This is a genomic window from Robertmurraya sp. GLU-23 (assembly GCF_052983275.1).
Window position 1 is genome coordinate 1 of sequence record NZ_JBRKCV010000013.1, and the last position, 13,647, is coordinate 13,647.

Consider the following 13,647-nt stretch of genomic DNA (forward strand, 5'->3'; position numbering starts at 1 on the left):
TCAATATATGTATCGATATAATCATGTACGTATTCAGGCAAAACTAAACTACCTGTCCCCACTTGAATATAGGGGACAGGCAGCATAGGTGTTTTTTCTAAGTCTCACTTTTACGGGTCAGTTCAAGTTCTTCATCCGGGGTTTCTTATACTGGTAAACTAGCAACGATGCTGTTGTATACTTTTAACGCAATAAATACGACACCTAACACGAGCGTTGACCAGGTAAGTACTTGAAAAAAAATCAGTCCAATAATTCCAGAAAGTGATAGCTTCGAGCTCACCTTATACACAAAAAAGACAAAGTAACTTATCGTTGTAAGGGAAAAAACGATAGCTAGTATGGTTACATGAGCAGAGCCTAAAAGCGATAAGACAGAGCCTGAAAAATAAATAATCGCTCCTGCACGAACATCTTTTAAGCTTTCCCCGTTAAAATCCTTTGAGAAAAAGAGTAAAGAAAGCTCATTGACCGTATCAGCAATCAGCTTTAAAGCCGCAAATACCATAAAAAAGACAACAAGCAATAAGATAAGCAACGCAAGCTTGATTCCACTTCTAGAAAAGAATTCTAGCATTCCTACATAAATGCCAGTAGCATTTAAAAATTTAAAAAGATGCACCTCAACTAGCATCGCAAAGGACAAGCTAAATAATAAGATAGAAACCAAAGGAAAGTAACTTGTTAAATACGTATTTTTCATTGAATTCTCCACATATGATTTTGTCTTCCATTATTATGAAAGATAGGAGAACATATTACAAGTCTTTATGGTCTTTCAATTCTTACATATTCCCTTGCCTTAAACATGCGATACTTCTTTTTCTGAATATTATTTAAGCCTGGGTCAGTGGTAAAAATTTGAACCACTTCTCCCTCCTCATCAGGACTATAAAATTCACGCTTATCTTTTTTATCTATTGTCCATGCCAAAGACACTAAGAGGAGAAAAATGGACAATGACGCTAGTATTTTCTTTTTCATCCTCACACCTCACTTTAAAATTATTTTGAGGATAAAAGTCTGATTTTATTCAAAATAAATAAAAATTTTTCACCAATTCATCTGCGTTTCTACCTATTTATTAGTTTTGCTTCAAATAAGGGATGATGTACGCTTGAGGCATGCAAGGTCTGTTTTTTTGCGTTATACTTTTTTTATGGCTGTTTCGGTAAAAGAATGTGGAAGCATGTTCGGAGAAAAATATGGAAATAGTAATAGGCAGTATTACTTTTAAAAAAACAGTTGTTATTTACATATAAAGAGGGGGTTTTGTTTTGTCTTTGCTACACTTGGCCATTGTTTCACCTCTATTGCTTGCGGTCATCATACCTATTTTTTCCAAAAGCATTAGACAAATACATACTGGCTGGTTTGTACTACCATTACCAGTTGTATTATTTAGCTATTTTCTTTCGTTTATTAGTACCACTTCGCACCAAGGTACAGTATATGAAAGCTTTGAGTGGATTCCTTCTCTTGGCATTAATTTCGCAGCTAAAATAGATGGACTTGGATTGCTCTTTGCTTTGCTTATTTCTGGAATTGGGTCTTTAGTTGTCCTTTATTCGATTTATTATTTAGCAAAAGATAAGGAACAGCTTGGAAGCTTCTACGTGTATCTTCTACTCTTTATGGGAGCGATGCTCGGTGTGGTCCTATCCGATAATTTAATTGTTATGTACGGCTTTTGGGAGCTGACTAGTATTTCTTCTTTCTTACTTATCGGCTACTGGTACCATCGAGAAAAGTCGAGATATGGTGCACAAAAGTCTATGTTAATCACCGTTTTCGGGGGACTTGCCATGTTAGGAGGCATCGTCCTGCTATACATCATGACAGGATCCTTTAGCATTACAGAAATTGTCGCACAATCAGACGTTGTGTTAGAGCACACTTTACTTATTCCAGCAATACTCTGCTTTTTACTCGGTGCTTTTACTAAATCAGCTCAGTTTCCATTCCATATTTGGTTACCTGATGCAATGGAAGCTCCAACACCTGTTAGTGCCTATCTACATTCGGCAACCATGGTTAAGGCGGGGATTTATCTCGTAGCAAGAATGAGCCCTGTGTTTGCTGAATCACCTGTTTGGCTCTGGCTTGTCGGAGGTTTCGGGATTGTTACATTGTTCTGGGGTTCTTTTTCAGCCGTCAAACAGACAGACCTAAAGAGCATACTCGCCTTCTCTACTGTGAGCCAATTAGGGTTGATTATGTCTCTGTTAGGTGTTGGTGCTGCTGCCCTACACTATGATGGAATAGACGATAATGTGTTTACCGTGGCAACGACAGCTGCTGTCTTTCACTTAATTAATCATGCTACCTTCAAAGGAAGCTTGTTCATGGTCGTAGGAATTGTTGACCATGAAACAGGAACACGTGATATACGGAAGCTTGGCGGATTGATGCATTTGATGCCGATTACCTTTACGCTTGCAATTATCGGTGCGTTTTCTATGGCCGGCCTGCCACCATTTAACGGATTTTTAAGTAAAGAAATGTTTTTTACCGGTATGGTAAATATTTTGAAATTGGACCTTTTCTCTCTAAGCACATGGGGAATATTATTTCCTGTCCTTGCTTGGATCGCCAGTGTATTTACGTTCATTTACAGCATGAAGCTTGTGTTTAGAACATTTATGGGTAAATACAAACCGGAACAATTAAAGAAGAAGCCACATGAGGCGCCGCTTGGAATGCTCATTTCACCAGTTATACTCGGCTCTTTAGTCATTATCTTTGGATTGTTTCCAAATATCCTTTCCCATAACTTAATATCACCGGCGATGGCTTCGATTTTACCTAGCCTGCTTTCTCCAGGAGATATGTTTGACGTTCATATTTACTTCTGGCACGGACCAAACATCGAATTATTTATGACCATTGCGGTCGTGATACTTGGGATTCTTCTGTATTTGACGTTACCAAAATGGGAAAAAGCCTATCATCTACTGCCTGAAAAATTAACTTTAAACAAGCTGTATGACAGAGGAATGGAATCGATTCAGTCTGGTTCGTTTAAGCTGACAAGATTTTATATGAATGGTTATATCCGAACGTATTTGGTTTATATTTTTGCCTTTTTCATTCTGATTTTGGGCTATACGCTTTATAAGAAAGACGCGTTTGTGATCGATACAGCAAAAGTATCTAGCATCGGCTTTTATGAGCTGGTTCTCTCCTTGCTCATAGTCGTAACCACCATTACCATTCTGTTTGCTAAATCAAGACTCACCTCCATTATCTTGTTAGGAGCAGTTGGGTATACGGTTGCTTTATTCTTTGTCGTTTTCCGTGCGCCGGATTTAGCACTTACTCAGTTGGTCATTGAAACGGTGTCAGTCGCATTGTTTCTACTTTGTTTCTATCATTTACCGAAATTTAAAAAGGAAGAATCAAAAATTCCGTTTAAGCTCACAAATGCTCTTATTTCTATCGGTGTGGGTGCGATTGTTACCGCCATTGCACTTTCTTCTTATAGTACAAAGCTATTTGATTCGATCTCACATTTTTACGTGGACAATACGTATATCCGTGCGGCAGGGAAAAATATGGTTAACGTCATTCTCGTTGACTTCCGTGGCTTTGATACGCTATTTGAAATTTGTGTACTTGCGATTGCATCACTTGGTATTTTTGCCATGATTAAACTACGTCTAACAAGGGGGAAAGAAGGATGAGAACGAACGACCTCATTCTACAAACCGTAACAAAAGTGATTTTGTTCATCATTCTCCTCTTCTCTATTCATCTTTTCTTTGCTGGACATTATTATCCGGGTGGAGGATTCATTGGAGGATTGATGACGGCAGGAGCTCTAGTACTCTTGCTGCTAGCGTTTGATATGAAGACGGTAGCGAATATTTTACCCGTCAATTACCGCATTATGACGGCAATTGGGCTTCTTTTTTCCATTGGAACAGGAGCTGGTGCATTGCTGTTTAATGTTCCATTTTTAACTCATGCATTTAATGATGTATATTTACCTATCCTTGGCAAAACATCGTTGCACACAGCTGTGTTATTTGATATCGGTGTGTATCTTGTTGTTATCGGTGTCACAATGACCATTATTCAAACAATAGGGGAGGACGAATAATGGAAATCGTTATGGCGTTTGTTGTTGGTATTATTTTTATGGCCGCCACTTATTTAATGCTTTCTAAAAGCTTACTTCGAATTATTATCGGAACGGGACTTTTAAGTCATGGCACACATTTATTGGTTTTAACTATGGGAGGCCTAAAAAATGGCGCTGCTCCCTTACTTGGAGAACATGCAGCCGGGTACAATGATCCATTGCCACAGGCATTAATATTAACAGCTATCGTTATTGCCTTTGGTGTTACTTCCTTTTTTCTAGTATTAGCTTATCGCGCGTACCAGGAGCTAGGAACGGACAACATGGATCGCTTGAGAGGGACGAAAATAAATGAATAATTTGCTTTTATTACCTATACTGATTCCGCTTATAACAGCGGTCATATTAATCTTTTTGAATCGCTTTACAATAGCCTCTAGGTGGGTATCCGTTTTATCTTTCTTATCCACCGTATTTGCGTCTATTCTGCTATTTCAAAAGGTTCGAACAGATGGCATTCAAACATTAAACTTAGGAAGTTGGGAAGCACCTTTTGGGATTACATTAGTATCTGACATGCTTTCTGCCCTTCTTGTTTTGACAACAAGTGTCATTGCATTTGCTTGCTGTCTCTATTCCTTCCGAGCAATTGGAGAGGAAAGAGAAAAATTCTACTATTATTCTATTTTGCAATTCCTGATTGTCGGGATTAATGGTGCATTTACAACTGGAGATATTTTCAACCTTTTCGTCTTCTTTGAAGTGATGCTTATGAGCTCCTACGTGCTATTGGTCCTGGGTGGAACAAAGGCTCAGCTTCGCGAATCGGTAAAATATATTTTAGTGAATATTATTTCTAGTTCGTTGTTTGTTATTACCGTTGCTTACTTATATGCAGTGGTAGGAACGTTAAATATGGCACATATCTCCACTAGGATTGCAGAAGTGGGACAGCCTGGTATTTTAACAGTCATTGCTGTGTTATTTTTAATCGTTTTCGGCTTAAAAGGAGCCATTTTCCCGCTTTATTTCTGGCTACCTGGCTCATATTATGCTCCTCCTGCTCCTGTTTTGGCATTGTTCGGGGCGCTCTTAACCAAAGTTGGGGTCTACTCTATCATGAGGACGTATACACTCTTTTTCCCTCATGACCCAGGCTATACTCATGAACTCTTAGGGGCACTTGCGATCATTACGATTATTGTTGGCATTATCGGAGCATTAGCGTACTGGGATATTAAGAAGATTATTATTTATAACATTATTATTGCTGTTGGCGTTATTTTGTTTGGGGTATCGATAAATACAACGGAATCCTTGACAGGTGCAATTTTTTATTTGATTCATGACATGCTTACTAAAGCAGCGCTATTCCTGCTGGTTGGAGTAGTCATTGCAATTACAGGAACGAGCAACTTAAAGAAGATCAGTGGGTTGATTAAGAATTATCCCTTATTAGGCTGGATGTTCTTACTATCTGCCCTTGCTTTAGCAGGAATTCCCCCACTTAGTGGCTTTGTCGGCAAACTGTTGATTATCAGAAGTGGTTTTGGTGCAGAAGCCTATTGGGGGGCTGGAATCGTGTTAATGTCGAGTCTCCTTGTTCTTTTTTCTGTTATGAAAATCTTTATTAATGGGTTCTGGGGCATCCATCGCACATACGAAAAGGAAGAAAAAGCTCCTGTTAGCTGGTTGCTTATCTCTCCCGCTATTTTAGTGATTATTTCTGTGTTGTATGGAGTTGGAGCGGAGCTGGTTTACCCGTATATTTTAGAAGCTGCGGAAACACTTGCTAATCCTTCCACCTACATCAATGCCGTCATGAAGGAGTGATAACAATGGCATTTCAAATTTTATTAAATGTTTTTCTAGCTCTTGTTTGGATGTTTTTAAAGGTTTCTAATGAACCGATCGATTTCTTTGTTGGCTACTTTTTCGGGTTATTGCTCGTCTTTACCTTTCGACGTTTTTTCCCATCCCGCTTTTATTTATTAAGAGTGGTAGCAGTAATCAACCTGATCGCCATCTTTATTAAAGAGCTTCTTTTATCCAATATAGCTGTTTTAAAGGTCATCATTAAACCAAAGCTTGATATCCAGCCAGGAATTTTTGCTCTTCATACTGAACTAAAAAATGATTGGGAAATCACCTTATTATCCAATCTGATTACATTAACACCTGGGACATTAGTGGTAGATATCTCTGATGATAATAAGACTCTTTATATCCATGCGATGGATGCTTCAGATGTGGAGGCAGCCATCTCTAGCATCAAAAATACTTTTGAAAAAGCAATCATGGAGGTGAGCAGGTAATGTTACAGTGGGTTATAACCATTTCTTTAGTATGTATTACCTTATCTATGCTTGCTATGGTGTACCGGGTCATTAAAGGTCCTACAACACCAGATCGGGTGGTTGCACTTGATGCACTTGGTATCTGTTTAGTTGCCATCATCGCGCTTGTATCAATTATGTTAAAATCAAATGCTTTCCTAGAAGTTATCTTGTTGATTGGAATTTTAGCTTTTATTGGTACAGTTGCCTTCTCCAAGTATTTAGAAAAGGGGGTCATCCTTGAACGTGATCGAAATAGTTAAGGTTATTATCGGGATATGCATCGCACTTGGAGCACTCCTAACCGTCGTTACAGCAGTCGGTCTTATTAGATTACCAGATGTGTATACACGCACACATGCTGCGTCTAAAGCCGCTACATTAGGAGTTATGTTTGTTTTAGCAGGTACCTTTTTATACTTCTACCTATTAGAAGGCCATATGAATTCTCGGCTGATTCTTGGAATTGTGTTTATTTTTATGACCTCACCTGTAGCCGGACATCTTATCGCTAGAGCTGCGTACAATACGAATGTGAAGCTTTGGGAAAAAAGTGTTCAGGACGATTTAGCTTCAGTGAAAAAAGAACGTGCTAGGGAATAGTAAAAATCCATGTGTGACTTTCACACATGGATTTTTTATCTTTTTTCAATTACAGCTATTGTACACCGTGAGACACTAATAAGTTGGTTTTGTTCGTCTGTTATTTTAATATCCCATACCATTGTGGTCCGACCTTGATGAAGCACTGTTCCAGTAGCGGTTACAATACCGTCTCTTTTAGCTTTAATATGATTGGCATTGATTTCTAATCCAACGACAACTTCCTTTTCCTTATTAACCAATTCGTACGCTCCGATTGATGCAACGCTTTCTGCAAGTGCTACTGAAGCACCTCCGTGGAGAAGGCCAAACGGTTGACGTGTGCGGTCATCTACAGGCATTGTAGCGACGACTCTTCCTTTTTCAATCTGTATAAATTCAATTCCTAGTGTTTGAATTAATGAGTTTCCCTTCATAGACTTGAAGACCTCCTAAGCTTTTTTACTTTTTTCCGATTAATCACTTTTATTAATAGAAACGCACATACAAAAACGATACTTCCCATAAGGAGTAATTCTGTTTCATACTCGACAAGGATTTCCTTCTGATCACCAAACCAATATCCAAGCGAAAAAACGATACTCAACCAAATAAAAGCCCCACTGTAGGCAAACAGAGCAAACACTTTATAGGACAACTTGCTTAGTCCGTAAATAAATGGCACAAAGTTTCGTAATCCAGGGATAAAGTAACTAAACAGAAGGGAAAAAGCATGGTACTTTTCAATCGATTGGAAGGAACGGTCAATGGTTCGAGCCATCCGTTTGCTCTTTCGAAAGAATGGAAGGAGTCTAACACCTATGTACTTTCCTGCGAGGTAGCTTGTCGTTAGTGCAGCAACTATTCCTAGATACGTAGAAAGAAAGATGCATACTGGATTTAACGTACCTAGGGAAGCCGCTAAACCGACCGTCATGGCGATTATTTCATTAGGTACAGGCATGCCTACTACCCCAAACCAAAGCCAAAGGAACAGCCCTAAATATCCATTTTCCTCAATTATATCAAGAATAAAATCTAACTCCATTCTTTCACCTCCCAAGACCACTTTTGCAACATTGGTAACTAAGTAAATTCATTATAGCAAAATATAGACCCAACTAGGTCATTTTAACATTTTTGTAATGTTATCATCAGACATTCTTTCGGACGCATATATTAAGGTGGAAATATGCCCTATTTTCTAATAAAGGATGTGAAATGGTTGTATTGTTACGATCCCAGAAGCTTTCCATACTATTCCGTACCCTTTCAAGTCTATCTACCCTATTACTCCGTAGGTGCACGTCAGTCATCTTTCTATTATCAACCCAATTATTACGTCAGACCTTTTCAAGAGGTAAATCCACAGTTATTTATGACTTCAGCTAAATATATGCAATCACTGATGAAAGATGCAAGTGTGCTTCTTGAAAGAATGGCCGATTCAAAGGAGTTTGCCAAACAGCTTATGAGCAACGCACAAGAATCGAAGCAGAAGCTTGTCGAGGATCAAATTAAACATACAGGAATTCAGAACATCCCTGTTATTAGCTATACACCGGATGGTTTAAAACTAGTCTTCAGCAGGGATATAGATACGATGAATTGCTGTAACTTGACTCTTACAGTCAGGTGGATGTAAGGGTGACTGCATAATAAAAGGTTGAAATCATTCGTTATGATTTCAACCTTTTGATTGTTGATTTAGTTTTGTAACATAACATTTTAATAGAAGAACGGTCCTCCATATCCACCGTATCCGCCATATCCGTATCCATAGAATGGTGGTGGTGGTGGATAATATGGATAAAATGGTCTTGGCCGATAAAATGCGCCACCTAGTAACCCTCCAGCAAAACCGCCTAATAATCCAGCCGCAAATGGAGCACCAAAGAAGAATCTCTCTCCACGATGATGTGGCCCAACGTAATGATGTTGCATTCGTATACCTCCTTTTCGTGTCTATACTTCCCTACTCTACTTCATATGCAACAAACACCTAGTTGGAATAGGCTAATGTCCACGATATAGAAAGATAATATAAGGTGGGCTTTTTATAATGTTAGGATTGTAAGGAGGTGGAGTCTTAGTATAGTGGTTTGAGGGAAAGATCGTTTTCCGTTTATGCTTGCTGATTTTGGTCTTCATCAAGGTGATGAAGACCATTTCTCCTTAGATCTTCAATCGTTTCGATCTTCATAAGCTCGATGAACTTCATTTCTATCTGGATCTTCGTGAATTTTGATCTTCATACCTACTAAATGTCCCAATCTCCTCCTGTTTCACCCTTTAAAAAGTAAAAAACGTGAATTCTAAAAGAATTCACGTGTGTACCCTTTATTCCTGACCTAAAATTCCAGCTGTTTGGTCACATGATTGAAGGGCTGAGTTTACTTGTTGCAAAGTTTGCTCGATACGGTCACGGTTAGATCCCTTTTCCACTGTATTTAAAGCATTTTGTAAGCAATCCTTTGCTTCTGATAAGGCACTAACTGAATCTTGAACGTATCCTCTAGCATTCTTCTGCATGAATAAAACCTCCTTATATATGGTACGGAGATATTATTTACCTTTTACAGGAGAATATGCTTTTCCACGGCACAAAGTAATGGCATTTTCTTGACAATTAAAAATAAGGCAGAGGCTAATATCCATTTTTCGCACCTTCTCTTAATGCCTGTCTATAATATATAGTGATATTTTTCGTACATTACAAAAGGGAGCTGAGATGATTGCGCAGCGAACAGCTTGATGATTTATATAGCCAAATTAAATTAACTGGATCGAAAGCGGAAACTTTATTAAACGATTGGATAAAAAATCGAGTAAACAAAGAGGACATCGTTGGTCTACTAGGTAGAAGAACCCAATGGTATGGAAAGCTTATAAAGGAGGTTCAAGACGCTGTAGAAACGGCCTCGGTCCCCTTGAACATTCCTACCAAAAGAGATGTGGCAAGTGTCGCCAAACTGACGATTCAAAATGAAGATCGGCTGGAGGATATTCAGCAAAGATTAGCACAAATAGAAACCACTCTACAGCGATTAGAAGCTGCAATGGGCACAAGACCTCCTTCTAACAAAGCCCCCTTACAAAAAACAAGCAGAAGACCCCTTGACCGTAAAGAAAGAGCAAAGCTTGTTCAAGAAAACCTTGCAAGGCTCTCAGATGCTTTATTAAATCAGTCAAAGCTTGGTGAGTAAGATGGATGCTGAACGATTTTCATTAGAGAAAGCTCGATGGAGTTCACTGTTCCGTGCACTTACTGACGGAGCTTCCATCACAGCAGCAACACCTAGACAAGCTCTCTGGAAAAGAAACAAAGCCACTTTATGGTACTACCCTGCCCCCGTTAAAAAATATCATACACCGCTTTATTTGATTTACTCCTTAGTGAATCAACCAACGATATTAGATTTAATGCCAAATACAAGTTTAATCGGGGCTCTTACCAATGCTGGCTATGAAGTGTATCTGATCGACTTCGGAATTCCAAGATACGAAGATCGCGACATGACCATCGACGATTATGTGCTCAAGTATATACAGCCAGGTGCAAGGATCGCTCTGAAACACTCCAATAGCGATAGCATTAGTGTCATCGGATTTTGCCTTGGAGGAACACTCGCTGCGATATACGCGGCCATTGCCAATGAACCCATCGAGAATCTTATTCTCTTTGTTACTCCTGTCGACTTTTCGTATGTTCCAAAGTTTGATCTCCTGCATCAAGCCATCAAGGATGAAACAATCAACCTATCACCACTCATTGATGGGCTAGGAATTATACCAGCAGCCTTTATCCAATACGGAGTTCGACTAATCACATCCCCTGTTTATATTTCTCCGTATTTATCACTATTAGAAAAAGGACATAACAAGGACTATGCACACAAATGGTCACTATTCAATCAATGGACAAAGGAGCATATTGCCTTTCCGGGTGCCGCCCTTAAACAAATCGTGAATGACTTGATCATTCACAATAAGTTAATGACAGGAAAATATAAGATTGGAGGAGAATCAGCCCGATTGCAACAAATCTCCGCTAACCTTTTAGTTATTGCTTCAACCAATGATGAACTTGTACCACTAGAGCAGGCTTTGCCTATGATGACACTAGCACGGAGCCAAGATAAGGAGCTTATTCTGTTGCCAAATGGACATACCGGAATTGCATCCGGAGCAGGATTGCCAATCGATTTTTTCCGCTGGTTAGCAAAACGCTCTCATCCACTACACATAGAAAGCGAGGAGGTAAACTAAATTGGAAATGGGAATATATGATGGAGTTTATGAGTATCTTGGGTTTGCTTATATTGTATTTCAAATGTTTTTTGATAGAGGAAACGATGTGTTTTATTTCGATTTTTTTGACTAAAGGAAAAGGCCCCCACTTGGAGGCCTTTCACTATTATAAAATAAATACAACAAAGATAATTGTAGCAAGCACAATTCGATAAATCGCAAATGGAATTAATTGAACCTTATTGATTAATGCCAGGAAAAAACGAATAGAGATAAGAGCGAATACGAACGCACTAATAAAGCCTGCAATAAAGAATGGCAGTGCATCCATTGTGAAGTATTCCCAGCTATTTAAAAGAGAAATTAAGCTTGCACCAGCCATGATTGGAACAGCCATAATGAATGTAAAGTCAGCCGCTGCACGGTGGCTTAATCCTAGGATGACTCCTCCAGACATTGTCGATCCTGAACGAGAAAAACCTGGCCATAATGCAATACATTGGAACAATCCAATGATAATCGCTTGCTTGTACGAAATCTGATCGACCGTTTCCACCTTTGGCTTTTTATCCTTTGGCATGAGGTCTGCAATAATCATCAGTACAGCACCAGCAACGAGTCCGATTAATACCGTTTCTGTTGTAAAAAGATGCTCATCAATATAGTCATCAAATAACAAACCCAGTATCCCAGCTGGAAGCAGGCCAACGATTACTTGAGAAAGTCTTAGCTTTTTCCCACCATACTCTTGCTTCGTTTTTCTTGATGAAAGTCCCAATAACTGAATAAAGCGGTCTTTGAACACAATGACAACTGCCAAAATGGAACCAAGCTGAATGACAACCTTGAATGTGTTAGCCACTTCACTGCCGAACAATTCTTTTGATTTAAAAAGCATATCATCCACAATAATCATATGACCGGTTGAGGAAACTGGAGCAAATTCCGTTAACCCTTCAACAAATCCTAAAATAATCGCAACAAATATATCCCATACATTCATAAAATAAAAACCTCAATTTCTTTTAATTCGTATGACCATGTATAGTATCGTCTACTTTTTATAGAAGATTCTTCTTCCAAAAAAGAACATTACCGCTACAATCGCAATAGCACCTACTACATAGATAATATCTGAATACACTTCTGTGTAATTTAAAATCTGTGTCCAATTTTCTCCAAGCTTCGCACCAATAACAATCAGAAGCGTGTTCCAAATGGCAGTTCCTAACAGAGTAAAGAGTAGGAATAAAGGCATTTTCATATTAGACATCCCAGCTGGCACAGAAATAAGACTTCTTAGTAACGGTACCATTCGGCAAAAGAATACAGTCCAAATTCCGTAACGATCAAACCAAGCATCTGCTTTGTGTACATCTTCTCTTTTTAGTTGAAGATATTTCCCCCAGCGGTCCACAATTTTTTCCAGTCGTTCAACATCGAGAATTGTACCAATATAATATAGAATCGTCCCACCAACCACAGATCCGGCCGTTGATGCAACAATCATCATCGCTACTGACAATTCAGTCTTTGTTGTCATAAATCCACTAAAGGGTAAAACAAGTTCAGAAGGGATTGGCGGGAATACATTTTCTATTACAATAATTAGAAATACGCCAAGATACCCATAGTTTTCAATAATATTAAAAATCCATTCTTCCATAATTTCCTCCTTACCAACAACTCTTTTCAAACACAAATAAGATCTGTCTTCAACTTCATAATTGTAATCATTGGGGCAATGCCCTGTCTACCTTCTTTTTAGAATATGGATGAATTTCCCTCTTCTAATCCCAAGTAAAACGTTCTTCCTTCCATGGGTTCCCATAGTTGTGATAGCCATTTTTCTCCCAAAAGCCTGGTTGATCACTTTTGGAAAACTCGATTGCCCGAAGCCATTTGGCACTTTTCCAAAAGTACAAATGTGGGATCACCGCACGCAGCGGATATCCATGCTCAGGTGTGAGCGACACTCCATTAAAGCTGTGAGCGAGCAAACTTGTCTCTTTTGCAAAGTCTTCAAAAGGAATATTAGCTGACCAGCCTTCTTCCGCATGAAAAATGACATGTTCAACTCCCTCTAACAAATCAACCGCATCGAGCACAGTACACGTACTTATTCCACTCCATGTATTATCAAGTTTCGACCACCCAGTCACACAATGAATATCGTTTTTATATTCTGTTTGTGGTAACTCCATAAGCTCAGGAAAAGTGAAAACTACTTCCTTTTTCACTTCACCAAATAAACGAAGAGTCCATTCATTTAAGTTTTTATAATATGGTACATTCCCATGATGTACCACAGGAAAAGTGGTTGTTACATTTTGGTTAGGAGGAACACGGTCGTTTGTCTTCTTGCTTACTTTTCCAAAGTACATACAAGCACTC

The 13,647-nt window shown here is 38.8% G+C and carries 20 protein-coding genes; 11 read left to right on the forward strand and 9 right to left on the reverse strand.

Annotation, left to right across the window (positions count from 1 at the left end; genetic code table 11):
- Positions 1 to 7 precede the first annotated feature (7 nt).
- Positions 8 to 88, forward strand: a complete 81-nt coding sequence (locus ACVBAX_RS17925; RefSeq protein ID WP_369075157.1) for an IS3 family transposase — start codon at positions 8 to 10, stop codon at positions 86 to 88.
- 57 nt (positions 89 to 145) lie between these two features.
- Here ACVBAX_RS17925 and ACVBAX_RS17930 read toward each other — a convergent pair whose 3' ends face one another.
- Complete coding sequence (locus ACVBAX_RS17930) at positions 146 to 703, reverse strand: DUF5366 family protein (protein WP_430775099.1); 558 nt, start codon at positions 701 to 703, stop codon at positions 146 to 148.
- Positions 704 to 768: 65 nt separating this feature from the next.
- Complete coding sequence (locus tag ACVBAX_RS17935) at positions 769 to 984, reverse strand: hypothetical protein (RefSeq protein WP_447118237.1); 216 nt, start codon at positions 982 to 984, stop codon at positions 769 to 771.
- A gap of 293 nt (positions 985 to 1,277) precedes the next feature.
- On the opposite strand from ACVBAX_RS17935, the gene ACVBAX_RS17940 reads away from it, so the two are divergent.
- Genes ACVBAX_RS17940 through mnhG form a run of 7 tightly spaced genes read left to right on the forward strand, consistent with a single transcriptional unit; the run spans position 1,278 to position 7,023 of the window.
- Entirely contained in the window at positions 1,278 to 3,683 is a 2,406-nt protein-coding gene (locus ACVBAX_RS17940; RefSeq protein WP_447118238.1) for a Na+/H+ antiporter subunit A, read from the forward strand.
- On the forward strand, positions 3,680 to 4,102 hold the full coding sequence (locus ACVBAX_RS17945) for a Na(+)/H(+) antiporter subunit B (protein ID WP_430775096.1): 423 nt from the start codon (positions 3,680 to 3,682) through the stop codon (positions 4,100 to 4,102). Before ACVBAX_RS17940 ends, ACVBAX_RS17945 begins: the two co-directional genes overlap by 4 nt.
- Positions 4,102 to 4,443, forward strand: coding sequence for a Na(+)/H(+) antiporter subunit C (locus ACVBAX_RS17950; RefSeq protein WP_119709771.1), 342 nt, complete (start codon positions 4,102 to 4,104; stop codon positions 4,441 to 4,443). The genes ACVBAX_RS17945 and ACVBAX_RS17950 overlap by 1 nt, the downstream gene beginning before the upstream one ends.
- Positions 4,436 to 5,917 carry a Na+/H+ antiporter subunit D gene (locus ACVBAX_RS17955; protein WP_447118239.1) on the forward strand — a complete coding sequence of 494 codons (1,482 nt, stop codon included), beginning with the start codon at positions 4,436 to 4,438 and terminating at the stop codon, positions 5,915 to 5,917. The genes ACVBAX_RS17950 and ACVBAX_RS17955 overlap by 8 nt, the downstream gene beginning before the upstream one ends.
- A 5-nt stretch (positions 5,918 to 5,922) precedes the next feature.
- The gene (locus ACVBAX_RS17960) at positions 5,923 to 6,399 is read left to right on the forward strand and encodes a Na+/H+ antiporter subunit E (RefSeq protein WP_430775094.1); all 477 of its coding nucleotides are present in this window, start codon (positions 5,923 to 5,925) and stop codon (positions 6,397 to 6,399) included.
- Positions 6,399 to 6,683, forward strand: coding sequence for a Na(+)/H(+) antiporter subunit F1 (locus ACVBAX_RS17965; protein ID WP_119709774.1), 285 nt, complete (start codon positions 6,399 to 6,401; stop codon positions 6,681 to 6,683). The genes ACVBAX_RS17960 and ACVBAX_RS17965 overlap by 1 nt, the downstream gene beginning before the upstream one ends.
- Positions 6,667 to 7,023 (forward strand): monovalent cation/H(+) antiporter subunit G, encoded by a 357-nt coding sequence (gene mnhG / locus ACVBAX_RS17970; protein WP_447118327.1) that lies wholly within the window; start codon positions 6,667 to 6,669, stop codon positions 7,021 to 7,023. Before ACVBAX_RS17965 ends, mnhG begins: the two co-directional genes overlap by 17 nt.
- Positions 7,024 to 7,058: 35 nt before the next feature.
- Here mnhG and ACVBAX_RS17975 read toward each other — a convergent pair whose 3' ends face one another.
- On the reverse strand, positions 7,059 to 7,439 hold the full coding sequence (locus ACVBAX_RS17975) for a PaaI family thioesterase (protein WP_447118241.1): 381 nt from the start codon (positions 7,437 to 7,439) through the stop codon (positions 7,059 to 7,061).
- A complete protein-coding gene (locus ACVBAX_RS17980; protein ID WP_447118242.1) occupies positions 7,436 to 8,050 on the reverse strand; it encodes a DedA family protein in 615 nt (204 codons plus the stop codon). Before ACVBAX_RS17980 ends, ACVBAX_RS17975 begins: the two co-directional genes overlap by 4 nt.
- Positions 8,051 to 8,194: 144 nt before the next feature.
- Between ACVBAX_RS17980 and ACVBAX_RS17985 the strand changes: the two genes are divergently transcribed.
- Positions 8,195 to 8,647: a hypothetical protein gene (locus ACVBAX_RS17985; protein ID WP_447118243.1), complete on the forward strand. Its 453-nt coding sequence runs from the start codon at positions 8,195 to 8,197 to the stop codon at positions 8,645 to 8,647.
- An 83-nt stretch (positions 8,648 to 8,730) separates the two neighbouring features.
- On the opposite strand, the gene ACVBAX_RS17990 is transcribed toward ACVBAX_RS17985, so the two are convergent.
- Together ACVBAX_RS17990 and ACVBAX_RS17995 are read right to left on the reverse strand one after the other, a co-directional pair.
- Positions 8,731 to 8,946, reverse strand: a complete 216-nt coding sequence (locus tag ACVBAX_RS17990; RefSeq protein WP_430775090.1) for a hypothetical protein — start codon at positions 8,944 to 8,946, stop codon at positions 8,731 to 8,733.
- A gap of 396 nt (positions 8,947 to 9,342) precedes the next feature.
- Entirely contained in the window at positions 9,343 to 9,534 is a 192-nt protein-coding gene (locus ACVBAX_RS17995) for a hypothetical protein (RefSeq protein ID WP_251516954.1), read from the reverse strand.
- 203 nt (positions 9,535 to 9,737) lie between these two features.
- Here ACVBAX_RS17995 and ACVBAX_RS18000 point away from each other — a divergent pair, with 203 nt between their 5' ends.
- Complete coding sequence (locus ACVBAX_RS18000) at positions 9,738 to 10,208, forward strand: hypothetical protein (RefSeq protein WP_447118244.1); 471 nt, start codon at positions 9,738 to 9,740, stop codon at positions 10,206 to 10,208.
- Position 10,209: 1 nt separating this feature from the next.
- Positions 10,210 to 11,271, forward strand: coding sequence for an alpha/beta fold hydrolase (locus ACVBAX_RS18005; protein ID WP_447118245.1), 1,062 nt, complete (start codon positions 10,210 to 10,212; stop codon positions 11,269 to 11,271).
- A gap of 148 nt (positions 11,272 to 11,419) precedes the next feature.
- Here ACVBAX_RS18005 and ACVBAX_RS18010 read toward each other — a convergent pair whose 3' ends face one another.
- From ACVBAX_RS18010 to ACVBAX_RS18020, 3 genes are all read right to left on the reverse strand, one after another.
- Entirely contained in the window at positions 11,420 to 12,256 is an 837-nt protein-coding gene (locus ACVBAX_RS18010; protein WP_430775086.1) for an undecaprenyl-diphosphate phosphatase, read from the reverse strand.
- A gap of 51 nt (positions 12,257 to 12,307) precedes the next feature.
- Positions 12,308 to 12,919: a DedA family protein gene (locus ACVBAX_RS18015; RefSeq protein ID WP_447118246.1), complete on the reverse strand. Its 612-nt coding sequence runs from the start codon at positions 12,917 to 12,919 to the stop codon at positions 12,308 to 12,310.
- A 124-nt stretch (positions 12,920 to 13,043) separates the two neighbouring features.
- A complete protein-coding gene (locus ACVBAX_RS18020) occupies positions 13,044 to 13,637 on the reverse strand; it encodes a sulfite oxidase-like oxidoreductase (RefSeq protein ID WP_447118247.1) in 594 nt (197 codons plus the stop codon).
- Between the last annotated feature and the right edge of the window lie 10 nt (positions 13,638 to 13,647).